Source organism: Chromobacterium sp. Panama, from assembly GCF_003052555.1.
GTDB lineage: Bacteria > Pseudomonadota > Gammaproteobacteria > Burkholderiales > Chromobacteriaceae > Chromobacterium.
This window is the reverse complement of record NZ_QARX01000001.1, coordinates 157,975-183,150: the sequence shown is the minus strand read 5'-3', so window position 1 is coordinate 183,150 and position 25,176 is coordinate 157,975. Positions and strand designations below refer to the sequence as shown.

Below are 25,176 nucleotides of genomic sequence, written 5' to 3'. Positions count from 1 at the left end.
CAATTCGCGCCAATATCTTGAAGTAAAGAGGGAAATCCCTAGTGAATACGGGTTTTTCGCAACGCAACAATTGGGCTACACTGGTGGACGTTTTTCCAATAATGACAGCTGCACGGACAATGACCACCACCACCCAAGCCCGTGTGCGGGAGATCCCGTACAACTACACCTCGTATTCCGACCGCGAAATCTTCATCCGCCTGCTGGGCGCGCCGATGTGGAAGCTGCTGGAAGAACTGCGCGCCGAACGCAAGACCGGCCGCTCCGCCCGCATGCTGTTCGAGGTCTTGGGCGATATCTGGGTGGTGGACCGCAACCCCTATCTGGTCGACGACCTGCTGGACAATCCCAAGCGGCTGGCCGCCTTGGTGGACGCGATGCGCCACCGGCTGGCCGAAGTGGAAAAACGCCGCGAAGGCAACGACAAGGTGGGCAAGATGCTGACGGCGGCCCGCGCCGCCGTCGAGCGCTTCGCCGAACAGTTCGAGGATACCCGCGAACTGCGCGCCAAGATCCTGAAGAAGCTGTCCCGGCTCACCCGCCGCGACAATATCCAGTTCGACGGCCTGTCCCGCGTCGCCCACGTCACCGACGCCACCGACTGGCGCGTCGAATACCCCTTCGTGGTGCTCAGCCCGGACGGCGAAGCCGAAATCGCGCCGCTGGTGCGCGCCTGTATCGAGCTGGGCCTGACCATCATTCCGCGCGGCGGCGGCACCGGCTACACCGGCGGCGCGGTGCCACTGGACCGCATGAGCGCGGTGATCAACACTGAGAAGCTGGACCGCCACCTCGGCGTCGAACAGGTGGAATTGCCCGGCCTGGACGGCCCCCGCGCCACCATACAATGCGGCGCCGGCGTGGTCACCGCCCGCGTCGCCGAGGCCGCGGCGGCGGCCGGCCTGGTGTTCGCCGTGGACCCCACCTCGGCCGAGGCCTCCTGTATCGGCGGCAATATCGCGATGAACGCCGGCGGCAAAAAGGCGGTGCTGTGGGGCACCACGCTGGACAACCTCGCCAGCTGGAAAATGGTGGACGCCGACGGCCAATGGCAGTTCATCGAACGCCTGGGCCACAACTACGGCAAGATCCACGACGTCGACGTCGCCCGCTTCCGCGTCAGCCAACTCAAGGACGATGGCCAGACCGTGGTGTCCAGCCGTCAGCTGGACATCCCCGGCAGCGCCTTCCGCAAAGTGGGCCTGGGCAAGGACGTCACCGACAAATTCCTGGCCGGCCTGCCCGGCGTGCAGAAGGAAGGCTGCGACGGCATCATCACCAGCGCCCGCTTCGTGCTGCACCGCATGCCCAAGCACATCCGCACCGTCTGTCTGGAATTCTTCGGCACCGTGGCCGAGGCCACGCCGGCCATCGTCGAAATCACCGACCTGTTCAAACCCGGCGGCGCCGGCCTCGCCGCCGGCGTGCAGCTGGCCGGCCTAGAGCACCTGGACTGGCGCTATGTGCGCGCGGTGTCCTATGTGACCAAGGCCAAAAGCAAGGGCCGGCCCAAGATGGTGCTGATCGCCGATTTGGTGTCGGACCACGAGGACGCGGCGGCGGAATCCGCCAGCCAGGTGGTGCGACTGGCCAACGCGCGTCACGGCGAAGGCTTCATCGCCATCACCCCGGAAACGCGCAAGCGCTTCTGGCTGGACCGCAGCCGCACCGCCGCCATCGCCAAGCACACCAACGCCTTCAAGATCAACGAAGACGTGGTGATCCCGCTGCCGCGGCTGGGCGATTACAGCGACGGCATCGAACGCATCAATATCGAACTGTCGATCCAGAACAAGCTGCGCCTGCTCGACACCCTGACCGAATATTTCCACGGCCGGCTGCCGGTGGACAAGCTGGACACCAATCTGCCGTCGGAAGAACTGATCGGCGACCGCCGCGCCTCGGCGCTGTCCCAGCTCGCCATCACCCGCGACCGCTGGCAATGGCTGTTGGAACACCTTGACCGTCCCTTTCACGAATACCGCGAACGCTGGCCGCACGCGCCGCTGGAAGACGCCGCGGCGACGCCGGCCTCGGTGTTCCACGCGCTGCGCGATATGGTCGTGCGCGTCAGTTGGAAGCGCGAAATGCAGGCCGAGCTGGAGCAGCTGTTCTCCGGCAACACCGATGGCCCCATCCTAGCCGCCATCCGCGCCATCCAGCAAAAAGTGCTGCGCAGCCGCGTCTTCGTCGCGCTGCACATGCACGCCGGCGACGGCAACGTCCACACCAACCTGCCGGTCAACTCCGACGATTACGAGATGCTGCAGACCGCGCACAAGGCGGTGGAGCGCATCATGGCGCTGGCGCGCGCGCTGGGCGGCGTGATCTCCGGCGAGCACGGCATCGGCATCACCAAGCTGGAATTCCTCAGCGAGGAGGAAATCGCCCCCTTCCGCGCCTACAAACAGCAAGTGGACCCCAACGGCCACTTCAACCGCGGCAAGCTGCTGCCCGGCGCCGACTTGGCCATGGCCTATACGCCGTCCTTCTCCTTGCTGGGCGCGGAGTCGCTGATCCTGGAACAATCCGACATCGGCGCGATCAGCGATTCGATCAAGGACTGCCTGCGCTGCGGCAAGTGCAAACCGGTGTGCTCCACCCATGTGCCGCGCGCCAATCTGCTGTACTCGCCGCGCAACAAAATCCTCGGCGTCGGCCTGCTGACCGAGGCCTTCCTCTACGAAGAGCAGACCCGCCGCGGCGTCAGCCTCAAGCATTTCGAGGAATTGTCCGACGTCGCCGACCATTGCACGGTCTGCCACCGCTGCGTCAAACCCTGCCCGGTCAAGATCGACTTCGGCGACGTTTCGGTGGCGATGCGCAACTTCCTGCGCAAGACCGGCAACAAGAGCTTCAATCCCGGCACCGCCGTCGGCATGGCCTTTCTCACCGCCAAGGACCCGGCCACCATCAAAGCGCTGCGCACCGGCCTGGTCGGCGTCGCCTACAAGGCGCAGCGGCTGGGCAACGCGGTGGGCAAGCGCCTGGGACTGATAGGCTCCCAGACCCGGCAGCCTCCGGCCACCGTCGGCAAGGCCCCGGTCAAGGAGCAGGTGATCCACTTCATCAACAAGCCCATGCCCGGCGGCCTGCCCAAGAAAACCGCGCGCGCGCTGCTGGACGTGGAAGACGCCAGCATCGTGCCCATCATCCGCAACCCCAAGCTGTCGGAAGACGCGGAAGCGGTGTTCTACTTCCCCGGCTGCGGCTCGGAGCGCCTGTTCAGCCAGGTCGGCCTCGCCACCCAGGCCATGCTGTGGCATGTCGGCGCGCAGACCGTGCTGCCGCCCGGCTATCTGTGCTGCGGCTATCCGCAGACCAGCGCCGGCTATCAGGACAAGGGCGACGCCATCACCACCGAGAACCGGGTGCTGTTCCACCGCGTGGCCACCACGCTGAACTACCTGGACATCAAGACCGTGGTGGTCAGCTGCGGCACCTGCTACGACCAATTGTCGCAATACCGCTTCGAAGACATCTTCCCCGGCTGCCGCATCATCGACATCCATGAATACCTGATGGAGAAGGGCGTCAAGCTGGACGGCGTCGGCGGCCAGCAATACCTGTATCACGACCCCTGCCACACGCCGATGAAGACCTATCAGCCGATGAAGGTGGTCAACGAGCTCTTGGGCGGCGGCGTGGCGCTGTCGGACCGCTGCTGCGGCGAATCCGGCACCTTCGCCGCCAGCCGGCCGGACATCGCCACCCAGGTGCGCTCGCGCAAGGAAGAGGAAATCAACAAGAACCTGCAGGCGCTGACCGGCGGCGCCAAGCCTGCCCAGCCGGTGAAGATCCTGACCTCCTGCCCGTCCTGCCTGCAAGGCTTGTCGCGCTACGGCCCGGACACCGGCACCGAGGCCGACTACATCGTGGTGGAAATCGCCAAGCATGTGCTGGGGCCGAACTGGTTGAAACAGTATGTGGACCAGGCGCGCGATGGCGGCATTGAGCGCGTGCTGCTGTAAGAACCTGTTTACGATCTGCTGCGCGTCGGCGGGATGGATAGAAATGGGCGTTGAAACCAAGCTCAGTGCTCATGTACCACCTGTACATTCCGCTTTTTCGCTCGTTTCCGCCTTAGCTCGCAAGATCGTAAACACGTTCTAAGGTTGGAGGACAATCCATGGGCAACACAGCGCTCATCGTCATCGACGTGCAATACGGTCAGATCGAAGGCCAGCCCCGCGCCGGCCGCGCCGACGCCGTGCTGGCCAATCTCAACCGCGCCATCGCGCTGGCGCGCCGCCAAGGCATGCCGGTGATTTTCATCCAGCACGACAACGGTCCCGGCAGCGATCTGGCGCGCGACAGCGAGGCCTGGCAGCTGCATCCGGCGCTGGCGCGGCTGGACGGCGACGCCGTGGTGCACAAACGCTTCAGCGACAGCTTCCAGCGCACCACGCTGACCGAGCTGCTGCGCGGCGGCGATGTCGACGAGCTGTGGCTGGCCGGTTCCGCCACCGAGTTCTGCGTGGACAGCACGCTGCGCTCGGCGATGTCGCAGGAATACGCTGTCACCCTGATCGCCGACGCCCACACCTGCAAACCGCGGCCGCGGCTGAACGCGGAACAGGTGATCGATCACTTCAACTGGGTCTGGTCCAATCTGGACGAAACACCCAAGCCCCTACGCGTGCGCAACATCGCCGAACTGGAAAGCGGCGCGGCCTAAACAAAAACCGCCGGGCACGCCCGGCGGTTTTTGTTTGCGGCTTCCGTTTTACTTCAACGGCGATGCGGCCGAGGCCTTGGCGGCCGCCTTCTTCTTGGCCGCGGCGGCGTCCTGACGGACTTCGCTGGTGGTCTTCAGCAAAGTACCCTGAGCGTCGTCGCCGTCCAAGGACCAGCTGAACACCCCGCCCAGCTGCTGTTGACGCACGTAATCCAACTTGGTGCGGATGGTGGCGGGGTCGTCGTAGCTCCAGAACTCGTTGCCGTCGTAAGTCCACAGCTGCTTGCTGACCGGATGCACGAACTGCTTGGCCGAACGCGTCTTCAGCACCTTGTAATCCTCGATGCCGGCTTCGTAAGTGCCTTTGCCCGCGCCGGTGGCCACCTGGTACAGACCATCGGCCTTGGGCCCGGCCGCCACGCCGGCCCAGCCGCGGCCATAGAACGGGATGCCCACGTTCAGCTTGGCCTTGGGCACTCCGCCCTTGACCAGGGTCTGGATCGAGTCGTCGACGTTGTAGTAGACGCGGTCGCCGGTCACCGGAGCCGCCGGATCGCGGAACAGATTGGACTGGAAGTTGGTCGGCCCCTTGGCGTCCCAGCCGCCATTGAAGTCGTAAGTCATCACATTGATCCAGTCCATATAGGCCGCGTACTTGGCCGGCTCGGTCTGGCGGATCTTGTCGACGCCGGAGCCAATCGCCGCGGTCAGGTAGTAGCGGCGCTTGTTCTGCGCGGTCAGCGCGTCCAGTTGGCTGCGGAATTCCGCCATCAGCAAGGTGAAGTTCTGCTTATCGTTGGGATCCACGCTATTGGTCGGCAGACCGCCGCCGCCCGGGTATTCCCAATCGATGTCGATGCCGTCGAACACGCCCTTGGCCGCGCCGGCGCCGCCGGCGTTCTCGCCCACCGGCAGATTGCCTTTCAGGTACAGATCGATGCAGGATGCGACCATGGTCTTGCGGCCGGCGTCGGTGGCGGCGAATTTGCCGAAATTCTTCGACCAGGTCCAGCCGCCCAGCGAAATCAGCACTTTCAGCGAAGGATTCGCCAGCTTCAGCTTGCGCAGCTGATTGAAGTTGCCGCGCAGCGGATCGCTCCAGGCATCTGCCTTGCCGTCCACCGACTCATTGGCGCCGAAGGATTTCTGGTAATCGGCCCAAGCGTCGCCGCCGTCGCCGTTGCCGTTCTCTGCACGGGTCACCATGCCGCACTTGCCGTCGGCGTAGACGTTGCCGAAGGCGTAGTTCAGGAAGGTCAGCTTCTTGTCGCCGCCGGCGTCCACCAGATTGCGCAGCTTGTAATTGCGGCCGTAAATGCTCCATTGCGCAAAATAAGAGCCGACATGACGGCCCACGGTCGGCGTCGGTTCCGGCGGCACGCCGGTGCCCGGTCCGGGGCCGGGATCGCCGCCGCCCGGCGTGCATTCGCCGGCAGGCCGCTCTTCCCACGGCCCCCATTGATCCGCGCCCGGCTGATTGTTCTGCGTCCACCACTTGGCGCGCCAGGTCTTGTTGGCGTACAAGGCGTAATCGCCGCCGTTATAGGTCTGCGCATTGCTCCACGCACTGCAGGCCGGCGCGGCGAACGCCGCCGCGCTGCTCAACAACAAGCCAGCCCCCCCAAACAGCGCCGACAACGTCAACGAAAGTTTCGACATTCGGACCTCCTCAATTCTGTCAGTGATCACGGCAGCGTCATGCTGTCCCCGCTGCAGCACCGCAAGCCGGCGTTTTAGTTCGGACATGTGGTATTACAGTGGTATCAGATTCGAGCAATCACTCCACCGCTGCCAACCCAAATTTCACCAACCTGTCCTTAATAACAGTTAAAACAGGTCAAAAGGATTGTCTTACGCCGACAAGGGCGCAGCTGTGGCTCAAAAATGCGGGAAAGTTCAGGTTTACGCGAATTTAGGCGAATTTATCGCGCAAATAGCCAAGAAAAGGAGATAAACAGCGCACTTGGCGATGTCTATTTCTTCAGTGAGAAAGCCGCTTAAGCACAGGAGAAATGCCTGTTGGCAATTTGAGACAAAACTTCACAGCAAAAGCATGGGCTTCACAAAACCATGCCACTACAAAACCATTACGTTTTCAATCGCAAGCCAAACGCATGCCGCAACCGGCCAGAAACGCAAAGAGGAGGCCTTGGCCTCCTCCCGATACCCTGCCTGTAGCCGCAGAATCAAGCCGCTTTTTTCACCTGTGCTTTTTTGTGGTGATGCTTCTTAACGTGCTTCTTGGCGGCCTGGGCTTTCTGCGCGGCCGGAGCGGAAGCCGCTTTCTTGGCGTGCTTCTTGTGATGGTGTTTCTTGGCGTGATGCTTCTTGGCGTGCGCCGGAGCGGCGGCCTTGGCGGCCGGGCCGGAGGCGTCGGCGGCGAAGGCGGCGGCGGAAGTCAGGCCGATTACGGAAGCCAGGATCAGTGCGGTGATCTTTTTCATGATGTTTCTCCAAGTCTGCGACTTATCGGTTGTCAGGGCACCGTCCTGGTGCGTCCTTGAATTCATCATATGCAAGCCGCCTCGCCGCAGTCTGTGAGGCCTGTGTTAAATCATGTAACCGATCGTACAAGGCCTCAGCGCCGCGCCTCTTCACGCGAGCGGAGTCAAACCTTCTCAGACCGACGCCGGCTCCTTGGCCGCCACCCGCGTCACCAGGATCTGATCGATCTTGTGATTATCGATGTCCACCACTTCGAACTTGTAGCCCGCGTATTGCACGCAATCGGTGCGGCGTGGAATCTTGCGCAGCATATACATCATGAAGCCGGCCACGGTTTCGTAGTTCTGATCGTCCGGCAATTCGTCGATCTCCAACACCCGCAGCACATCTTCCACCGGGGTGATGCCGTCCACCAGCCAGGAATTCTCGTCGCGTTTGACGATTTGCTCCTCCTGTCCCTGGCCCACCAGATCGCCCATCACCGTGGACATCACGTCATTGAGCGTGATCAGGCCGACGACAAAAGCGTATTCGTTCAAGATCACCGCGAAGTCCTCGCGCGTGCCCTTGAATTGATCCAGCGACTCCGACAAGGTCAAGGAGTCCGGAATCAGCAGCACCGTCTTCAACAAGCCGGGCTCCTTCAAGGAGATCGCGCGGCCGGCCAGCACCCGGCGCAGCAAATCCTTGGAATCGACGTAGCCGACCACATTGTCGATGCCGTTGTCGCAGACCAGGAACTTGGAATGCGGCTGCTCGGCCACCTTGGACTTGATGCTGTCCTCCGCTTCGTCCAGCGTGAAATAGATGATGCTCTCCCGCGGCGTCATCGACGACGGCACCAGCCGGCTTTCCAGCTCGAACACGTTCTCAATCACCTGATGTTCCTGCCGGTGCAGCACGCCGGCTTCCGCGCCGGCGTCCATCATCGCCGAGATGTCGTCGCTGGTGATCTCGTCGCGCGGGCTGGTCGGCATGCCCACCAGCCGCAGCAGCAGGCCGGACAATTCATTGAACAGCCACACCAGCGGCTTGAACAGCAACACCATGAACAGCATGGGCCGCACAATGCGCACCGCCACCGTCTCCGCGGCCACCATGCCCAGACGTTTGGGCGTTAAGTCGGCGAACAGGATGAACAGGCTGGTCACCAGCAGGAAGGACGAGAGAAAACCCAGGCTCTGAGCCAGATCCGGGGACAGGAAAAACCCCAATACGCGGGCGAAGAAGGGCGTGAACGCCGCCTCGCCGACAATGCCGCCCAGGATGGCCACCGCATTGACGCCTATCTGCACCACAGTGAAAAAATGTCCCGGATGCTCCTGCAAAGCCAGCACCTTGCCGGCATTGACGTTGCCCTCGTCCATCATCTGACGCAAGCGGATCTTGCGGGAAGCCGCCAGCGATATTTCCGACACCGAGAAAAAGGCGCTGGCCAGAATCAGCGCCAGAATAATCATCATATCCGTCATCAAGCTCTCCATTGTGCCCGCCGCAGCGCCTGAACACCGCACAGGCGACGGCATACGGCAGAAGGCATGATAAATAGTTCAAATCATAATTTCTGTAATGATAGCAGCGAACCGGGCTTTAGCCGAAGCCCGCGGCAACCGTTACAATAAGGTTTCCGCATTTCAAAAGGCCGCCATCATGGATTGTGAATTGTGCCAGGCCCCGGCCGGGCAAGTATTGCACGAAGACGATCATCTCAAAGTCCTGCTGGTGGACGAGGAAGGCTACCCCGGTTTCTGCCGCGTGATCTGGAAGGCCCACGTCAAGGAAATGACGGACCTGTCCGCCTGCGACCGCCTACACCTGCTGGACTGGGTCCATTACGTGGAAGCCGCGCTGCTGCACTGCATGCAAGCCGACAAGATCAACCTGGCCAGCCTCGGCAATATGGTGCCCCACCTGCACTGGCACGTGATTCCCCGCTTCGCCGACGACGCTCATTTTCCCGCCCCGATCTGGGCCGCGGCCCGCCGCCAAAGCGCTCCGCGCGCCTGGCCGCAACTGGCGGAGCAGTTGCGCCGACAGCTCGCCGCCGCCCAGACTCATTGCTGGCTGGACTATCAAATCCAGGTGGACCAGGTTCCGGACGGGTTGGAAGGCGCCGATCTGGCCTGCTACCGCTTCTTCGCCGAATCCGGCCTGAGCTGGCCTGTCGACAGCGTGGACGCCGACGGCCGGCACTGGCTGGCCTTGCGCCGCTGCGGCCCTGACGGCACTGAACAAGTGGACAGCCTGCGCCTGGAGCCCGGCAGCTACCGACTGCTGCCCTGCCCGCATCCTTATCAGGCCGGACGGCTGCGCTAAGCGCCCGCCCTCGGCCATCCATCAAGAAAGAGGAATGCCATGCACCAAACCTTGATCTCCGCGGAACAGCTGGCGGCTCTGCCGACAGAACGCCTTGTGATTCTGGATTGCCGCTTCCGGCTGGAACAAGCAGATTATGGCTTGACCGCCTATGAGGCCGGCCACCTGCCGAACGCGCATTACCTGAACCTGGATTACCATCTTTCCGGCAGCAAGACCGGCGCCAACGGCCGCCATCCGCTGCCCGACGGCAGCCGCTTGGCGGTGGACCTCGGCGCGATCGGCATCACTCCGGACACCCAGGTGGTCGCCTACGACGACGCCGCCGGACAATACGCGGCCCGCGCCTGGTGGCTGTTGCGCTGGCTGGGACACTCCGCGGTCGCGGTGCTGGACGGCGGCGTCCAGGCCTGGACCCGGACCGGCCGCGCCCTCGACCAGCAAACGGCGGAACGCCATCCCTGCCGTTTCTCGATCAAGCCCGCGCTGGAAGACACCGTCGACGCCGCCGCCGTGCTGAGCAATATCGAGCAGCCGGCCTTCACCGTAGTGGACGCCCGTTCCGCCGAGCGCTTCCGCGGTGAAGGCGAAACGCTGGATCCGGTGGGCGGCCATATTCCCGGCGCGGCCAACCGCTTCTTCATGCTCAACGTCGACGCCGACAACCGCTTCAAGCCGGCGGAACAGCTGCGCGCCGAATGGCAAGCGGCGCTCGGCGACCTCGATCCGGCGTCCATCGTTCATCAATGCGGCTCCGGCGTCACCGCCTGCCACAATCTGCTGGCGCTGCGCCACGCCGGCTTCGAAGGCAGCCGGCTCTACCCAGGCTCCTGGAGCGAATGGTGCAGCGACCCGGCGCGGCCGGTGGCGCGCTAGGCTCAGGCCAGCATCAGTTCCTGCAGCAAATCCTGGCCGAAGCGCCAATGCCCAAGGCGCGCGGCGCTGCCCAGGTGTCCATGCGCGCCGGCATCCACCAAGGGACAGCTCCAGGCTTGCGCCATCGCCTCGGCCTCGGCCATGTCGCAGAACAAGTCGTCGCGGCTGGCCACCAGCAAGGCCGGCGCCGGCAAGAGCAGCGTCGGCGCGTTGAAGCCGGCGAAAGCGGGCAAGGGTGCGTCCTCCGGCAGTTCGCCGCTGGCCCGCGCCCGCGCCTCGCTGATGGGCAAGGCCGGCGGCGCCACCAGCAGCAACCCTTGCAGCCGCTTCTGTTCGCGCAAGGACAAGGTCCGCAGCCAGGCCGCCGCCGCATGGCAGCCCAGGCTGTGCGCCGCCAGCATCCAGCGGCCCGGCACCTGCTCTAGCGTGCGCCGGATGCCTTCCACCCAGGCCTCGCACTCCGGGTACAGCCAATCGTCCTGCTCCACCCGGCGCGCCAAGGGGTAGCAGCGCTCCCAACTGGTCTGCCAATGCTCAGCGCCGGAATTGCCCCAGCCCGGCACCGTGATCAAGGTGACGTCGTCCTCGTCCAACATCACAGGCTCCGTTCGTAATCGACGATCAGCGGCGCATGGTCGGAAAACTTCTCGTCCTTGTATACCGAGGCCTTGCGCGCCAGCTCCATCAGCGACGGGGTCACGATGTGATAATCGATACGCCAGCCCACGTCCTTGGCGTAAGCCTGGCCGCGGTTGCTCCACCAGGTGTAGCCCGGCGTGTCCGGGTACAGGCGGCGCCAGGCGTCGCACCAGCCGACGCGGCCCAGCAAGTCCGTCATCCAGGCGCGCTCTTCCGGCAGGAAACCGGAGTTCTTCAGATTGCCCTTCCAATTCTTCAGATCGATCTCGTTGTGGGCGATATTCCAGTCGCCGCAGATCACGATGTCGCGGCCGGCCGCGCGCAGCGTTTCCAGATGCGGCATGAACACGTCGAGAAAATCGAATTTCACTTGCTGGCGTTCATCGCTGCTGGAGCCCGACGGCAGATACAGCGAAATCACGCTGAGATTGCCGAAATCCAGTTGCAAAAAGCGGCCTTCGGCGTCGATCCAGTCGACGCCCAGCCCCTCCACCACCGCATCCGGTTGATGACGGGTATACAGGCCTACGCCGCTGTAGCCCTTTTTTTCCGCGTAATGGAAATAGCCGGTCATCCCGTCCGGCTGGCGCATGCGCTCGGACAGGTCGCCGGCCTGGGCCTTCAGTTCCTGCACGCAGACGAAGTCGGCGTCTATTCCGGCCAACCAGTCGAAAAAGCCTTTTTTATCGGCGGAGCGGATGCCGTTCAGATTGGCGGAAACGATTCGAAGCAAAGGACTCTCCCGTGATATGCTTGCCGGCAATTTTTTCAGCCGTTCAAACAGTTAACAGTTAATAAGGAGTAATGATGAGCGATTTCCGTCAGGATTTTATTCGTTTTGCGCTCGACAAGCAGGTTTTGAAGTTTGGCGAGTTCATCACCAAGGCCGGCCGCAAGTCTCCCTACTTCTTCAACGCCGGCCTGTTCAACGACGGTCTGTCCACTTTGCACTTGTCGCGCTTCTACGCCAAGTCGATACTGGAAAGCGGCGTGCGATTCGACATGTTGTTCGGCCCGGCCTATAAAGGCATCATCCTGGCCGCCGGCGCCTGCATGGCGATGGCGGAACAAGGTCGCAACGTGCCCTTCGCCTACAACCGCAAGGAAGCCAAGGACCACGGCGAAGGCGGCACCCTGGTGGGCGCCCCGCTGCAAGGCAAGGTCCTGATCATCGACGATGTGATCTCCGCCGGCACCTCGGTGCGCGAATCGGTGCAGCTGATCCGCGCCGCCGGCGCCGAACCGGCCGGGGTGGCCATCGCGCTGGACCGCATGGAACGCGGCAGCGGCGAATTGTCGGCGGTGCAGGAAGTGGCCCAGCAACATGGCCTGCCGGTCATCGCCATCGCCACGCTGAAAGATTTGCTCGGCTTCCTGGAACACAGCCCGGAACTGGCGGCGCACCTGGACGCGGTGCGCGCCTACCGGGCGCAATACGGAGTCAACGACTGATGAAACCGCTTGCCGGACTTGCGCTGCTGATACTGGGAACCGCCGCCTGCGCCGGCGGCCTCTACAAGTGGGTGGACGAATCCGGCAAAGTGCATTACAGCGACTCCCCGCCGCTGCAAAGCCAGCAGCAGGGCGTCGCCGAGCTGTCCAAGCAGGGCGCCGTCACCAAACCGGCGGAAAGCCCCGCCGCCCGCCAGGCGCGCGAAGCCGCCGAGGCCGCGCAAAAACAACGCGACGCCCAGCAATTGGAAAACACCCGCCGCGACAACGCGCTGGTGGAAAGCTACGCCAACCTGCAGCAACTGCAGGCCGAGCGCGCCAAACAGCAGGCCGTGCTGCAAAGCGCGCTGGACGCGCTGCAACAGCGCTCTCGCGGCCTGACGCTGCAAATTCAAGGCATTCAGCAAGACATTGCGCAAAGCCGGCGCAACAAACAGGCCCCTCCGCAAAACAGTCAGCGCAATCTGAACGTGCTACAGGCGGAGCAAGCCGAACTGGCCAGGCAAATCGCCGCCAAGCAGCAAGAGCTGGCCGCCTTCCGCCAAAAGACTCAGAACGACCTCAACCGCTACCGGCAATTGCGCGGCGGCTAACTACTGCCCGCCGTCCTTGCGCTGCCAAGCCTCGTTCAAGGCCTTGGTGGCCGCCTCGCTGGTCTGCGCCGCCGCGGCCTGAGCCGACTTGGCTGCCTCCAGTTCCGCCGTGGCGCCGCTCAAGCCCGCCTGAGCCTCGCTCAGTCGCTGCTCCGCCTTGAGCTTGTCGGACTCGGCCTGCGTCAAACGCGCGTCCGCCTTCTGCTGCGCGCCGCGCACTTGCTGGTAGTACATCTGCGCCGCCAGCAACTGTTCGTCCGCCGTCTGCGCCAAAGCCAAGGCAGGCAAGGCCAGGGCGGCCAAGGCCGCGACGATTCCGTTTACCCTCATCACACAGCTCCCGTTTTCGGTGTCGATGCGCAAGCTTAACGCGGCGGCGGGGTTTTGGCTAAATCCGGCTGGGGCGCCGCGGCCGTCCCGGCCGGTTCGATCGCCTGCGAAGGCCGCGACAGCAAGTACAGCAAGACGCTCAATTCGATCGCCCCCACCAGCCACGGCACCCAGTGCGGAGGCCGCGCCAGCAACAAGGCGGCGAAACCCGCGCCCATGCCCATGGCGGCGAAGCACTTGGCCTTGACCGGCACCACGCGGTGCTCGCGCCAGCGGCGCAGGCCCGGCCCGTAACGCGGATGCGCGAGCAGCCGCTGCTCCAGCCGCGGAGAGGACTTGCTGAAGCAAGCCAAGGCCAAAATCAGAAAAATCGTGGTCGGCATCACCGGCAGCAAGGCGCCGATGACGCCCAAGGCCAGCATCGCCACGCCGGCGCACAGGTATAGCCAGCGCACCGCGGGGTGCCGCAAACGCTGACTCAAGCGTACACCTGGTCCAGATGGCTGTTCATGCAGGCGAAAGCGGCCACCGCGCCGGCGGTGACGCGTTGCTCGGCCGCCTCGTCCAGCTGCAGACCGTCCAGCGCCGCGGTGAACGCGCGCCAGTGGCGGGCGCGGCCGTCCGGGTGGCCGGCCAGGTGACGGGCGCCGCAATGCTCGTCCAGGCCCAGTTTGCCGGCCAGCTTGTACAGAATGGCCGCGCCCAGCTTGGAGCCCTCCACCACGTAGAGCCAACCCATCGCGCTGGCCACGTCCAGCGTGCTGCTGATCGGCGCTTCGCGCAATTCCGGCAGCGGACGGTCCAGATCCCGCAGATCGGCGGCGATGCTGTCGTAACGGCGGCGCTCGGCCAGGTCCGGGAACAGGCGGGCCAGCTCGGGATTGTCGTACAACGCGTCGGCATCGCGCAGGAAGCGGTATTGCGCCAGCAGGAAGCGCGCGTAGTTTTCACGGGTGGCGAACGGCTGATTCGCCATGATGCGCTGGTCCAGCGCGTCGTGGGTTTCGTGGGTGCGGGCCTTCAAGTCCTGGGTGCGGGTTCTCTCGACAACGGTAGTCATGCTCTGTGTTTCCTGTTTGATGCGATCCCGGCGCCTGCGCGCGGCGGCGCGGACGCCGGGAAGAGGCGAATAACTCGCCATTATAATGCGAATGATTCTTACAATCATTATCAAATTTACCACGACAAAGACATGTCCGCGAGAAAGACCCGGGAAAACCGGCAAACGCTAAAGCAGAGGGAAACAAGGGAAGCGAGAGAAAACAAAAAGGCCAGTTCTCGCGAACTGGCCTGATTGCTATATATTTGGTGGGTCGTGCGGGATTCGAACCTGCGACCAACGGATTAAAAGTCCGCTGCTCTACCAGCTGAGCTAACGACCCGATCCTGGGCGCTAAGAGTTTGTCGTGGTGGGTCGTGCGGGATTCGAACCTGCGACCAACGGATTAAAAGTCCGCTGCTCTACCAGCTGAGCTAACGACCCCCAACAAAACTCTTGGCAATTTCCGGTATCGGAAACTGGTGGGTCGTGCGGGATTCGAACCTGCGACCAACGGATTAAAAGTCCGCTGCTCTACCAGCTGAGCTAACGACCCAAGAGAGAGCGCAACTATAATGAAACAGTTCAGGGTCGTCAACGGGTTTTTGCATTTTTTTCATGATAATGACAGCGGCACAGGCGGAAAAGCCCGCTTGAAACGGGAACCGAAGCGCCGCGATATCATCTAAGCCCGAACGATAATTCCAGACCGGCCTTGAAAGCCGCCAAGCCATACCCATGTGTACAACAAGGGATCAGGTTTACGCGTCCGCCGCCTGATCGCGAAACCCACTTACCGGATTCAGTTGCCCATGCGCACCTTCCTCATCCTGCTGTTGCTGTACCCCTTCGCTGAAATCGCCGCCCTGGTGGCGCTGGCGGACCACTTCGGCGGGCTCGCCGTCTTCGTTTTCGTCGTGCTGTCTTCACTGCTGGGCTTGTGGATGTTGCGCAACCAGCAGATCGGCGCCTTGTTCACCCTGGGCAGCGTGATGCGCCAGGGCGACCGCGTATCGCTGTATTCCTTGCTCTGGCCGCTGCGTTATTTGCTGGCCGGCGTGCTGTTCCTGATACCAGGCGTCATCAGCGACCTGGCCGCCGTACTATTGCTGCTGCCTTTCAAAGGCCCCAGCATTGCCGTCAACGCTCGCGCGGCGACCGGACCCGGAGCCGCCGCCGACCCCGACATCATCGATGGAGAATATACCCGGGTGGACAAAACCACGCCGCCCGACCGGCGCCTTCACTGAAAGTCCAGCCGCCGCAGCGCGTCTTCCTCGGTGATCTCGCACTGAAGCAAGACCACCTTGTGCCGGCTCTTGTCGCCGGACAGCAGTTGAACGTCGCGCTTGGCCACGGCGAAGCGCTGCGCCAGCCAGGCCAACAGCGCGGCATTGGCTTTGCCGTCCACCGGCGGCGCCGCCAAACGTATTTTCAGGCAGTCGCCGTGTTCGCCCGCCGCCTCGGTTTTCCTGGCGCCGGGCTGCACATGCAGCGTCAGACGGACAGCGCCGTTGCGGCAGTCCAGCCAAGGTTTCATGATTTTTTCCCGCAAAACGGGAGAGTGTAGTCCAAAAGCCGCCGCGCCGGCGTCAGCCGACGGGAGGCTTCCGCTCTCCCTTCACTTATGAGGATATCGCGATGGATATTGGAATCAACGAACAAGACCGCCAGGAAATCGCTCATGGCTTGTCCCGCCTGCTGGCCGACACCTACACCCTGTATCTGAAAACCCACAACTTCCACTGGAACGTCACCGGGCCGATGTTCAACACCCTGCACCTGATGTTCGAAACCCAGTACAACGAACTGGCGCTGGCGGTGGACGCCGTGGCTGAACGCATCCGCGCGCTGGGCCACCACGCGCCGGGCAGTTATGCCGACTACGCCAAGCTGACCGCAATCCAGGAAGCCGCCGGCGCCCCGCCCAAGGCCGAGGAGATGATCCGCCAGCTGGTGGACGGCCATGAAACCGTATGTCGCACCGCGCGCAGCATTTTCGCCGTGGTGGAACGCGCCGCCGACGAGCCCAGCGCCGACCTGCTGACCCAGCGTCTGCAAGTTCACGAGAAAACCGCCTGGATGCTGCGCAGCCTGCTGGAAAAATAATACGCCCGCACGCTTGATGCATCGCCACGCCGCGCTCAGCGCGGCGTTTTTACTGGCCGCCGTGCTACACTTTCAGCTGCGCCCGGTTCCGCCTGCGGCGAACTCCGCTTACCCGGTGAAAGCCAACACAACAGCCATCCATGTCCACTAGTCCGCTCTCGCCCTCGACTTCCAGCGCCACCATGCTGCCGCTGGGCTTGACGCTGCTCGCTTCGCTGCTGGTCCATGCGCTGTTGTTCAGCCTGGAGATTCGTCCACGCTCCAGCCCGCCCGCGCCCGTCTCCGCCCAGATCATCAATGTGCAGTTGAACCAGACGCCCAGCCGCCAGACGCCCAAAACCCGCCGGCTGGCGGAGCAGAACAATCTAGGGGCCGGCAATAGCGCTCAAAGCGACAAGCTGGCCAGTCATCGCGCGAAGCCGGTCGCCGCGCCGGCGGAGCCCGGCACGCCCGAACCCGCCGACGCATCGCCGCGGCAACAAACCATGGCCCGACCGCCTGACGCCGGCAAAAAACCGGCGCTGCCGGCCGCGCAGTCCGGCACGGTCGGACATGTCAGCGCCGGCAGCCTGCTGGCCCAGGTCGGCGACTTGAGCCGGCAGTTGGGCGACAGCGGCCTGACCGACAAGGAGCAGGAAAGCGGCGGCAAACAGGGCAAGCTGGCCGAAAGCGCCCGCGGCTACCCCTGGGCCCGCTACCAGGAAGACTGGCGGCTGAAAGTGGAGCGCATCGGCAACCTCAATTACCCGGAAGCCGCCCGCCGCCAGAACATTCACGGCGCCGTGACGCTGGAAGTGCTGATTGCAGCCGACGGCGGCCTGCGCGACGTGCGCGTGCTGCGCAGCTCCGGCTTCGACGTGCTGGACGAAGCCGCACGCCGCATCGTGGAACTGGCCGCGCCCTACGCGCCGTTCCCGGCCTCGCTCGCGGAGCAATCCAGCTCGCAACGCATCCGCCAGAAATTCGTTTTCACTCGCGACAATCAACTGTCCAGTCGCTGACACATCATCAAGGAATCTCCATGTACGAAGTCAATCGCAGCATCGCCCTGATCCGCCCCCTCGCCCCCTTCCACGCCTGGCTGCAATCCTTGCCCGGCGGCTTGGACGAGGAAATCTCGCTGCAGCACCTGGGCCAGGACTGCAACGCGCTGCTGATCCCGGCGGCGGAAGATTACGCCGACGCCCAAGCCTTTGTTTTCGAGCGTTACCAGCAATTATTCGCAGCCGAGCTGTCCGACTGGTGCGACGACGACAGCCTGTGGCCGGAAGAGCTGTCGCTGGAACTGTTCCAGCAATGGTTCTCGCTGGAAATCCATTCCATCGTCACCGATCTGGTGGACGAGGCGCTGGAGCGCGAGGCCTTCGTGCCGCTGGAACTGGGCGAATAACATGGGCGCCGCAGCGTCGCCGTCCATGGCGGCGCAGCGCGCCATCACGAGCAAAGGGGAAAACACCATCATGCAGCACAATACCAAGATCAAAGTGCGCGGCTATCATCTGGACCTGTACGGCCATGTCAACAACGCCCGCTATCTGGAGTTTCTGGAGGAGGCGCGCTGGAACTACTTCGAGAGCCGCGGCGACCTGCCTTGGTTCCTGCAGTCCGGCCTGGCGCTGGTGGTCGTCAACATCAATATCGATTACCGCTACCCGGCCACCATGGGCGACGAGCTGCAAATCGACACCGGCGTCAAATCGATAGGCACCCGCAGCGCGGTGATGCATCAACGCGTCACCCTGGTCGGCAGCGGCAAGCTGGTGGCCGAGGCCGACGTCACTTTCGCAGTGTTTGACGCCAAACAAGGCAAGGCGGTGGCGCTGGACGGCAAGCTGAAGGAACTACTGGAACAAATGCTGGCCGAACAGGCTTGATCGCCATGGCATGAACCGTCCGGGCCGCGCCCGGACCTTACCGCAGGATAAGGAAATGAAGAAAGGTCTGCTCGCGCTGCTGGGCATCGCGCTGGTCGCCGTCGTCGCCTATATGACGCTGTTCGCCGGCTCGCCGGCGCCCCAGGTCAACTACACCTCGCTCAGCGGCCAGACCGCCAGCACCGAATCGCTGAAGGGCAAGGTGGTGCTGGTCAATTTCTGGGCCACCAGCTGCCCGGGCTGCGTTGAGGAAATGCCGGAAATCAAGAAAATGCATCAGGAGTTCGCCGGCAAGGGCTATGAAACCATCGCGGTGGCGCTGAGCTACGATCCGCCCAATTACGTGAAGAGCTTCGTGGACAAATACCAGCTGCCCTTCTTCGTCGCGCTGGACGGCAATGGCGAGATCGCCAAGGCCTTCGGCGACATCCAATTGGCGCCGACCACCTTCCTGATCGACAAACAGGGCAAGATCATCAAGCGCTACGTCGGCGTGATGGACTTCAAGGAAGTACGCAAGCTGGTGCAACAGCATCTGTGATGCCCGCTCGCCCCGGCAAAACCAACGCCCCGGTCAAACGGGGCGTTTTTCATCGCGCGGCGCACACCGCGCAAGCGGGATCCCGCGGCACCTTGATCTGGCGGAACTCTCCGCTCAGCCCGTCGTACAGAGTCAGCCGGCCCAAACGCGGCGCGATGCCGGCCAAGAGCTTGACCGCCTCCACCGCCTGCAGGCTGCCTATCACCCCCACCAGTGGCGACAGCACGCCGAAAGTCGCGCACGGCCCGTCGCCGGCCTCGCCCTCGTCCGGAAACAGACAGTGATAGCAGGGAGACGCCGCGTCGCGCGGATCGAACACCGCCAGCTGGCCGGCGAAACGCACCGCGGCGCCGGACACCAGCGGCGTGCCGGCGACGACGCAGGCGCGGTTCACCGCGTGACGGGTGGCGAAATTGTCGCTGCAGTCCAGCACCAGATCATGGTCGGCCGCCAATTCCTCAAGGGCCGCCTGGTCCAGCCGCCGCGCCAACGGCCGCGCATCCACCTCCGGGTTGATGCGGCGCATTCTCTCGACGGCGGACTCGGCCTTCAAACGCCCCAGGCTATCGCTGTCGTGAACGATCTGACGCTGCAGATTGGACAGCTCCACCACATCGTCGTCGGCGATGCTGATCCGCCCCACGCCGGCGCTCGCCAGGTACAGCGCCACCGGCGAGCCCAGCCCACCGGCGCCGACGATCAGCGCGCGCGCCCGGCTCAAGCGCTGCTGGCCGGCGATGTCGATTTCCGGCAGCAGAATGTGCCGGCTATAGCGCAATAGCGCCTCGTCGTTGAGTTCAATCATGATTGCTAGCCTAATCCGAACGCCGCCGCCGCGCCATCGCCCAAAGCATAAGGCCAGCCGTATGCGGGCTGGCCTTATGCTCAAAGTCTGCTGCGCTTCAGCTATACGGCGTTGAAAATACCTTCAGAATGCTCATGTACCGTATGTACATTCCGCTTCTTCAGCCATTTTCGCCTTGTCTCGCTCTTGCTCGCGAGACTTTGAACGGTTCTAACGGAAACGCGGACTTATTCTTCCACCGTCTTGCGGGCGAACTTGATGCCCAGCTGCTTGAGCTTGCGGTACAGATGGGTGCGCTCCAGGCCCACCTTCTGCGCCACCCGGCTCATATTCCCGTTCTCCAGCGAGATATGGTACTCGAAGTAACGACGCTCCAGCTGTTCACGCAACTCGCGCAAGGGCATGTTGAAGTCGAAACCGGACTCCTCCACCGGCTTCTCATGGCGGAACTGCGCCAGCACTTTGTTGACCTCGCCGGCGTCCACCTCGTCCGACTCCGAGGTCAGCGCCAGGCTCTTGATGATGCTGCGCAGCTGCTCCAGGTTGCCAGGCCAGTCGTACTGACGCAGCGCATTGAGCGCGGCGGTGGTCAGCTTGCGGGCCGGCACCTGCTTGGACTCCACCAGCTCGGTCAGGATCTGCTCGGCGATGAAGATGATGTCTTCGGAATGCTCTCGCAGCGGCGGAATCGGCACAATCACGCTGGACAAGGCCGTCAGCAGGCGGTTGTCGCACTCGGGATCCACCAGCAGTTCCTGCAACGGGCGGCTGCAGGAACACAGCAGCCGCACATTGAAGCGGTCCAGCTTGGACAGCAGGAACAGCAGCCCTTGTTGCACGCGGCGGCCGTACTGGCCGATCTCCGGCAGGAACAAGACGCCGTTATTGGCTTTTTGCAGCAGCTCCAGCGGGGCGTCCGCCAATTGCTCCTGCTTGGCCGGCGTCACCCACGGGGTGTTGCCCTGATGGAAGAAGCGCGCCACCAGTTCGAAGCCGGAACCCGGTTCGCCGGTCAGCAGCACCGGCGACTTGACCTTGGCCACGCGTTCCAGCTGCCGCTTCAGCTCCTGGATCGGCTCGCTGCGGCCGAGCTTGTCCAGATTGAGCGAGGTGTTGGCCTGCATATCGCCGTATTTCAGCGCCCGCTGCACCGTGGTCAGCAGCTTTTGCAGCGCGATCGGCTTCTCCAGGAAGTCGAAAGCGCCGATGCGAGTCGCCTCCACCGCGGTGTCTATGCTGGCGTGACCGGACATCATCACCACCGGCATGTTCAGCTGACCGGACTTGGCCCATTCCTTGAGCAAAGTCACGCCGTCGCAATCCGGCATCCAAATGTCCAGCAACACCAACGCCGGACGCGTCTGGTTGCGCAACTGTCTGGCTACCTCGGCGTTTTCCGCCAGCGCGACGGTGTACCCCTCATCCTGCAGTATCTCGGAGAGCAATTCACGAATACCGATCTCGTCGTCAACAATCAAAATATCGCTGCTACGCATTAGGCCTCCAGCAATGGCAGGGAGAGAAGGATGCGCGCGCCATTCGGTTCGAGATTACCCACTTTGATCTGCCCGTGATGGTCTTCAAGAATCTTCTTGACCACCGCCAGGCCAAGACCGGTACCTTTGGTCTTGCTGGTCACATAGGGTTCGAACACGCGTTGCAGGATCTCCGGAGCAAAGCCCGGACCGTTATCCTCCACGCAAACGAGCGCATAGCCTTCTTCTTTTCGGCTGCTAATTTGAATCATCGGGATGTCAACGTCAAGGACCGCATCTTGCGCGTTCTGAATCAGGTTATGTAAAACCTGCCGCAACAATGCCGCATCCGCCATGATCATCAACGGCCTTTCATCAAGCGCCATCTTAACAGCAGAGTTGGATTCGTAAAGAGCCATCACCTCCCGCACCACTTGATTCAGGTCCAATTCGGTCAACTTGGTGCGCGGCGCGCGCGCGTAATCGCGAAACGCGTCCACCATGGCCTTGAGCGCGCCCACCTGCTTGATGATAGTGTCGGTGGAGCGTCGCAGCATGTCGGCGTCGGCGCCGGCCAGCTTGTCCTGCAGCTTCATCGCCAACCGTTCCGCCGATAGCTGGATGGGCGTCAACGGGTTGCGGATCTCATGCGCCAGCCGCTTGGCCACCTCGCCCCAGGCCGCGTCGCGCTGGGCGCGCGCCAGTTCGGTGATATCGTCGAACACCACCACATAGCCCACCGCAGACGCCTCAGGCAGATGGGCGCCGCGCACCAGCAAGGTGCGCTCGCCCTGCACCGTCAAATAGTTAAGCTGGGTTTTCCAGTCGCTGTCGCTGTTCTTGGACGCGTACTCCAGCACGCACTCCACCAGCGGCGCCACCGCCGGAATCGAGGTGGCCCAGTGCGGGAAATCCTGATCCGACACCTCGGCGAAATCCACGCCCAGAATGCGCGAGGCGCTGGTATTGGCGGCGCGCAGCTGCCAATCGGCGCCGAAGGCGATCACCCCGGCGCTCAGGTTGGCCAGAATGCTTTCCAGGTAAAGCTTGCTGCTTTCCAGTTCGCTGCGGCTGAGGTCCGCGGCGTGGCGCGCGTCCTCAAGCTGCTGCGTCATCCGGTTGAACAAGGTGGTCAGCATGCCCAGCTCGTCGCGCCGGTATACCGGGTGGCGCTTGGAAAAGTCGCCCTGCGCCACGGCCCGGGTGCCGGCGGCCAGCTCGGACAAGGGCGCCGACAGGCGCTCGGACAGGAATAAGGCGAAGGCCAGCGCCGCGGTCAGCGCCAGCAGCGCGGACAGCGCCAGCGTCAGCATGTAGAAGGTGGTCAGGCCCTCGCGGCCCAAGAGCAGCTGGCGGTACTCCGCGCGCGCGGTCTCGATCTGCTCCGCGTCCTGGGCGATGCGGCCGGGAGCGGATTGCAGGGCCTGCAACACGCGTTGCTGGCTGTCCAGATTGCGGTAAATCAGCAGCGATTTCAGCACCAGGCCGCTGCCGCCGTCGTTCTCGAAGCTGTCCAGCGTCTGACGCGGTTTGAGCTTGCCTATGCTCTCGCGCGACAGCGGAGGAGGCACTCGCTCGCTGAGTCCGCCGGCGAAGGCCAGCAGCTGACCGCTGCGGCTATAGACAGCAAGCTCGCGCAATCCCAGTTGCTCGCGCAAGCGCTCCAGCCGCGCCGGCAGCAGGCCTTCCGGCAAGGACTCGATATCGTCCTGCACCGAACGCGTGCGGCGCCCCAGGTCTTCCTGCACGTACTGCAGCGAGTTGCGCGCCAAGCCCAGGCTGCGGTCCAGCGCCGACTCGACGCGGACGTCGAACCAGCTTTCGATGCTGCGGGTCAGGAACTGGGCGGAAACGGTGAACACCAGGATGCCCGGCACCAGGGCCACCACCGCGAACATCATCACCAGCTTCTGGGTCAGCTTGGCGCCGAACACCCGTTGCCGCACCCGCTGACGCAGGCGCAGCAGCTGCCGCGCCACCACGCCCAGCAGCGTGGCGAGCAGGAGGCCGTTCAGGCCGAACACCCACCAGTAGTATTCGTTGAGTTTGGATGCGTTGCCGGTGGCCAAGGCCAGCAGATAAAGCAGGATGGCGCCCAGCGTCGCCAGCGCAATCACCGCGTAACGCATCAGCCGCCGTCCTTCACGTCCAGCTTGACCCAGTCGGACGACAGCGACCAGTCCGACGAGCCCAGCGCGTTCAATTGAAAGGGCTTGGGCAGTTCGCCGATGTCCAGCAACAGCCGCACCTGGCCGGCCACGCGCCCCGAGGCCCGCGGGTCCAGGGTGCCGGAATTGAGCACGCGCCAGCCCTGGATAGCGCCCACTGCGCCCAGAGCTTCGCGCAGGGTGGGGTAGTAGTTGGAGAGATTGCCGATGGTGACGCGGTAGCGATTGGTCAAGGACTGATAGGACAGCTTGAAGCCCAGCTGGGCGTGCGGATCGAACCACTCGCTGAAATTCAGATAGTAAGCGGTCAAACGCGGCTTGGTCAGCTGGAACTCCAGCCGGAACGGCAGCACCACGCCCTGTTCCAGCGCGTCGCTGAGACTGGGCGTCAAGCGCGTCTGAAACCGGGTGCTGACGGACAACTGGCCGTCCGCCGTCACCTCGGCCTCAGCCCGACGCGAACTGATGGTTTCGGCCTGCGCCGCCATGGCGAGACCGGCCAGCAAGCACAGCAGCAGGCTAACGTTTTTCAAGCAACGCGTAATAAAAGCCGTCATGACGCTCACAAGGAAGCAACTGCTCCTGTCTCAGGCACGCGGCATCCGCATGGCGATTCAGAAAGGAGTCTAGCTGTTGCTGATTCTCTTCGGGGAAAATGGAGCACGTAGCGTAAAGCATTTTGCCGCCCGAGGCGAGCAAAGGCCACAGCGCGTCGGCCATGGCGGCCTGCTGCACGCCCAGCGCGGCGAAATCCCCGGGGCGGCGCAGCCACTTGATGTCCGGATGGCGACGCACCACGCCGCTGGCGGAACAGGGCACGTCGGCGAGGATGCGGTCGAAGGGCCGGCCGTCCCACCAGCCGTCCGGCTGGCCGGCGTCGGCCGCATGCAGCCGCGCGGTCGCGCCGATGCGCTCCAGATTGTCGGCCACGCGCTGCAGCCGCTGCTCGTCGATGTCCAGCGCGGTCACTTCGACATCGGCGCTCTCCAGGATATGGCCGGTCTTACCGCCCGGCGCCGCGCAAGCGTCCAGCACCCTTTGGCCGGCGCGCAGGTCCAGCCAGTGCGCGGCCTGCTGCGCGCCCCAATCCTGCACCGAGACTTCGCCGTCAGCGAAGCCCGGCAAGTCTCGCACATTGACCGGCCGCGCCAGCGTGATCGAGCCGCCGTCCAAAGCCTCGCCGTCCAGCCCGGCGGCTCGCAGCCGTTCCAGATAGGTCGCGGCGTCGCCATGGCGGCGATTGACGCGCAAAGTCATCGGCGGATGGCCGTTGTCGGCGTCCAGCACGGCTTGCCAGGCGTCCGGATAGGCGCGCTGCAAGCCCTTGATCCACCATAGCGGGTGGTTGAAGCTGGCCTCTATGTCCTTTTCCGCCGCGCGTTCCAAGGCGGCGCGCTGGCGCAGGAAGTTGCGCAGCACCCCGTTGACCAGGCCCTTGAAATTGCCCTTGGCCAGCCGGCTGGCCAGGGTCACCGCCTCGTTCACCACCGCGTACTCGGCGGCGCGGGTGTGCGAGAGCTGATAGAAGGCCACGATCAGCACCCGCTCCAGCACCGGCTCGGGCAAGGGCTTGGCCACCAGTTGGCGCAGGTAGAAACGCAGCCGCGCCAAGTGGCGCAGGCTGCCGTAGGCCAGATCCTGCAAAGCGCCGCGCTCGGACGGCGTCAACTCCGGCGCCTTGCGTTGAGCCTCGGCCAAGGCCTCGGTCAGATTGGTTCCGGATTCGACGCGCAACAGAATATTGGCGGCCAATTGCTGAATATGATGCATGGGTGCTTTCTATCAAACCATAACAAACAGGCCAATGCCCTCCGGCATTGGCCTTGCGCGATCAAG

Annotated in this window: 26 protein-coding genes and 3 tRNA genes; 12 read left to right on the top strand and 17 right to left on the bottom strand. The window is 63.6% G+C overall.

Annotated elements, in window-relative coordinates; genetic code table 11:
• Positions 1 to 119 precede the first annotated feature (119 nt).
• Entirely contained in the window at positions 120 to 3,971 is a 3,852-nt protein-coding gene (locus DB032_RS00890; protein ID WP_107797893.1) for a DUF3683 domain-containing protein, read from the top strand.
• 158 nt (positions 3,972 to 4,129) lie between these two features.
• Complete coding sequence (locus DB032_RS00885) at positions 4,130 to 4,678, top strand: cysteine hydrolase family protein (RefSeq protein ID WP_107797892.1); 549 nt, start codon at positions 4,130 to 4,132, stop codon at positions 4,676 to 4,678.
• A 48-nt stretch (positions 4,679 to 4,726) separates the two neighbouring features.
• Here the strand turns inward: DB032_RS00885 and DB032_RS00880 are convergent, their stop codons facing one another.
• From DB032_RS00880 to DB032_RS00870, 3 genes are all read right to left on the bottom strand, one after another.
• Entirely contained in the window at positions 4,727 to 6,337 is a 1,611-nt protein-coding gene (locus DB032_RS00880) for a glycosyl hydrolase family 18 protein (RefSeq protein ID WP_107797891.1), read from the bottom strand.
• Positions 6,338 to 6,864: 527 nt separating this feature from the next.
• Positions 6,865 to 7,122, bottom strand: a complete 258-nt coding sequence (locus DB032_RS00875; protein ID WP_107797890.1) for an acid-shock protein — start codon at positions 7,120 to 7,122, stop codon at positions 6,865 to 6,867.
• 174 nt (positions 7,123 to 7,296) lie between these two features.
• Positions 7,297 to 8,595, bottom strand: a complete 1,299-nt coding sequence (locus tag DB032_RS00870) for a hemolysin family protein (protein ID WP_233246633.1) — start codon at positions 8,593 to 8,595, stop codon at positions 7,297 to 7,299.
• A 178-nt stretch (positions 8,596 to 8,773) separates the two neighbouring features.
• On the opposite strand from DB032_RS00870, the gene DB032_RS24850 reads away from it, so the two are divergent.
• Positions 8,774 to 9,439 (top strand): HIT family protein, encoded by a 666-nt coding sequence (locus DB032_RS24850; protein ID WP_107801587.1) that lies wholly within the window; start codon positions 8,774 to 8,776, stop codon positions 9,437 to 9,439.
• 39 nt (positions 9,440 to 9,478) lie between these two features.
• The gene (locus DB032_RS00860; RefSeq protein WP_107797888.1) at positions 9,479 to 10,315 is read left to right on the top strand and encodes a sulfurtransferase; all 837 of its coding nucleotides are present in this window, start codon (positions 9,479 to 9,481) and stop codon (positions 10,313 to 10,315) included.
• Positions 10,316 to 10,317: 2 nt separating this feature from the next.
• Here DB032_RS00860 and DB032_RS00855 read toward each other — a convergent pair whose 3' ends face one another.
• On the bottom strand, positions 10,318 to 10,911 hold the full coding sequence (locus tag DB032_RS00855; RefSeq protein WP_107797887.1) for an alpha/beta hydrolase: 594 nt from the start codon (positions 10,909 to 10,911) through the stop codon (positions 10,318 to 10,320).
• Positions 10,911 to 11,687: an exodeoxyribonuclease III gene (locus tag DB032_RS00850; RefSeq protein WP_107797886.1), complete on the bottom strand. Its 777-nt coding sequence runs from the start codon at positions 11,685 to 11,687 to the stop codon at positions 10,911 to 10,913. The genes DB032_RS00855 and DB032_RS00850 overlap by 1 nt, the downstream gene beginning before the upstream one ends.
• Before the next feature lie 74 nt (positions 11,688 to 11,761).
• Here DB032_RS00850 and pyrE point away from each other — a divergent pair, with 74 nt between their 5' ends.
• Positions 11,762 to 12,406: an orotate phosphoribosyltransferase gene (pyrE, locus tag DB032_RS00845; protein ID WP_107797885.1), complete on the top strand. Its 645-nt coding sequence runs from the start codon at positions 11,762 to 11,764 to the stop codon at positions 12,404 to 12,406.
• Entirely contained in the window at positions 12,406 to 12,999 is a 594-nt protein-coding gene (locus DB032_RS00840) for a DUF4124 domain-containing protein (RefSeq protein ID WP_107797884.1), read from the top strand. Before pyrE ends, DB032_RS00840 begins: the two co-directional genes overlap by 1 nt.
• On the opposite strand, the gene DB032_RS00835 is transcribed toward DB032_RS00840, so the two are convergent.
• The 6 genes from DB032_RS00835 to DB032_RS00810 all read right to left on the bottom strand — a co-directional run bounded on the left by DB032_RS00835 (position 13,000) and on the right by DB032_RS00810 (position 14,924).
• Entirely contained in the window at positions 13,000 to 13,329 is a 330-nt protein-coding gene (locus DB032_RS00835; protein WP_146176547.1) for a hypothetical protein, read from the bottom strand.
• Positions 13,330 to 13,364: 35 nt separating this feature from the next.
• Complete coding sequence (locus tag DB032_RS00830; RefSeq protein ID WP_199225783.1) at positions 13,365 to 13,811, bottom strand: YbaN family protein; 447 nt, start codon at positions 13,809 to 13,811, stop codon at positions 13,365 to 13,367.
• A complete protein-coding gene (locus DB032_RS00825) occupies positions 13,808 to 14,389 on the bottom strand; it encodes a biliverdin-producing heme oxygenase (RefSeq protein ID WP_107797882.1) in 582 nt (193 codons plus the stop codon). Before DB032_RS00825 ends, DB032_RS00830 begins: the two co-directional genes overlap by 4 nt.
• Before the next feature lie 246 nt (positions 14,390 to 14,635).
• A tRNA-Lys gene (locus DB032_RS00820) sits at positions 14,636 to 14,711 on the bottom strand.
• Positions 14,712 to 14,736: 25 nt separating this feature from the next.
• Positions 14,737 to 14,812 (bottom strand) — tRNA-Lys (locus DB032_RS00815).
• A gap of 36 nt (positions 14,813 to 14,848) precedes the next feature.
• Positions 14,849 to 14,924 (bottom strand) — tRNA-Lys (locus DB032_RS00810).
• Positions 14,925 to 15,180: 256 nt separating this feature from the next.
• On the opposite strand from DB032_RS00810, the gene DB032_RS00805 reads away from it, so the two are divergent.
• A complete protein-coding gene (locus DB032_RS00805; RefSeq protein WP_107797881.1) occupies positions 15,181 to 15,618 on the top strand; it encodes an FxsA family protein in 438 nt (145 codons plus the stop codon).
• Here DB032_RS00805 and DB032_RS00800 read toward each other — a convergent pair.
• Positions 15,612 to 15,908: a DUF167 domain-containing protein gene (locus tag DB032_RS00800; protein WP_107797880.1), complete on the bottom strand. Its 297-nt coding sequence runs from the start codon at positions 15,906 to 15,908 to the stop codon at positions 15,612 to 15,614. The two genes, DB032_RS00805 and DB032_RS00800, sit on opposite strands and share 7 nt — an antisense overlap.
• Before the next feature lie 101 nt (positions 15,909 to 16,009).
• On the opposite strand from DB032_RS00800, the gene DB032_RS00795 reads away from it, so the two are divergent.
• From DB032_RS00795 to DB032_RS00775, 5 genes are all read left to right on the top strand, one after another.
• Complete coding sequence (locus tag DB032_RS00795; protein WP_107797879.1) at positions 16,010 to 16,477, top strand: Dps family protein; 468 nt, start codon at positions 16,010 to 16,012, stop codon at positions 16,475 to 16,477.
• 140 nt (positions 16,478 to 16,617) lie between these two features.
• Positions 16,618 to 17,478: an energy transducer TonB gene (locus DB032_RS00790; protein ID WP_107797878.1), complete on the top strand. Its 861-nt coding sequence runs from the start codon at positions 16,618 to 16,620 to the stop codon at positions 17,476 to 17,478.
• A gap of 20 nt (positions 17,479 to 17,498) precedes the next feature.
• On the top strand, positions 17,499 to 17,867 hold the full coding sequence (locus DB032_RS00785; protein ID WP_107797877.1) for a VacJ: 369 nt from the start codon (positions 17,499 to 17,501) through the stop codon (positions 17,865 to 17,867).
• Positions 17,868 to 17,937: 70 nt separating this feature from the next.
• The gene (locus DB032_RS00780; RefSeq protein WP_107801583.1) at positions 17,938 to 18,351 is read left to right on the top strand and encodes a thioesterase family protein; all 414 of its coding nucleotides are present in this window, start codon (positions 17,938 to 17,940) and stop codon (positions 18,349 to 18,351) included.
• A 55-nt stretch (positions 18,352 to 18,406) separates the two neighbouring features.
• A complete protein-coding gene (locus tag DB032_RS00775; protein WP_107797876.1) occupies positions 18,407 to 18,892 on the top strand; it encodes a TlpA disulfide reductase family protein in 486 nt (161 codons plus the stop codon).
• A gap of 49 nt (positions 18,893 to 18,941) precedes the next feature.
• Here the strand turns inward: DB032_RS00775 and DB032_RS00770 are convergent, their stop codons facing one another.
• The 5 genes from DB032_RS00770 to rsmB form a co-directional block, all read right to left on the bottom strand.
• Positions 18,942 to 19,697 carry a molybdopterin-synthase adenylyltransferase MoeB gene (locus DB032_RS00770; RefSeq protein ID WP_107797875.1) on the bottom strand — a complete coding sequence of 252 codons (756 nt, stop codon included), beginning with the start codon at positions 19,695 to 19,697 and terminating at the stop codon, positions 18,942 to 18,944.
• Positions 19,698 to 19,924: 227 nt separating this feature from the next.
• Positions 19,925 to 21,193 (bottom strand): sigma-54 dependent transcriptional regulator, encoded by a 1,269-nt coding sequence (locus tag DB032_RS00765; protein ID WP_019100015.1) that lies wholly within the window; start codon positions 21,191 to 21,193, stop codon positions 19,925 to 19,927.
• Positions 21,193 to 23,301 carry an ATP-binding protein gene (locus DB032_RS00760; RefSeq protein ID WP_107797874.1) on the bottom strand — a complete coding sequence of 703 codons (2,109 nt, stop codon included), beginning with the start codon at positions 23,299 to 23,301 and terminating at the stop codon, positions 21,193 to 21,195. The genes DB032_RS00765 and DB032_RS00760 overlap by 1 nt, the downstream gene beginning before the upstream one ends.
• The gene (locus tag DB032_RS00755) at positions 23,301 to 23,873 is read right to left on the bottom strand and encodes a DUF4390 domain-containing protein (RefSeq protein WP_233246632.1); all 573 of its coding nucleotides are present in this window, start codon (positions 23,871 to 23,873) and stop codon (positions 23,301 to 23,303) included. The genes DB032_RS00760 and DB032_RS00755 overlap by 1 nt, the downstream gene beginning before the upstream one ends.
• A complete protein-coding gene (gene rsmB, locus DB032_RS00750; protein WP_107797872.1) occupies positions 23,860 to 25,110 on the bottom strand; it encodes a 16S rRNA (cytosine(967)-C(5))-methyltransferase RsmB in 1,251 nt (416 codons plus the stop codon). Before rsmB ends, DB032_RS00755 begins: the two co-directional genes overlap by 14 nt.
• Positions 25,111 to 25,176: the final 66 nt, after the last annotated feature.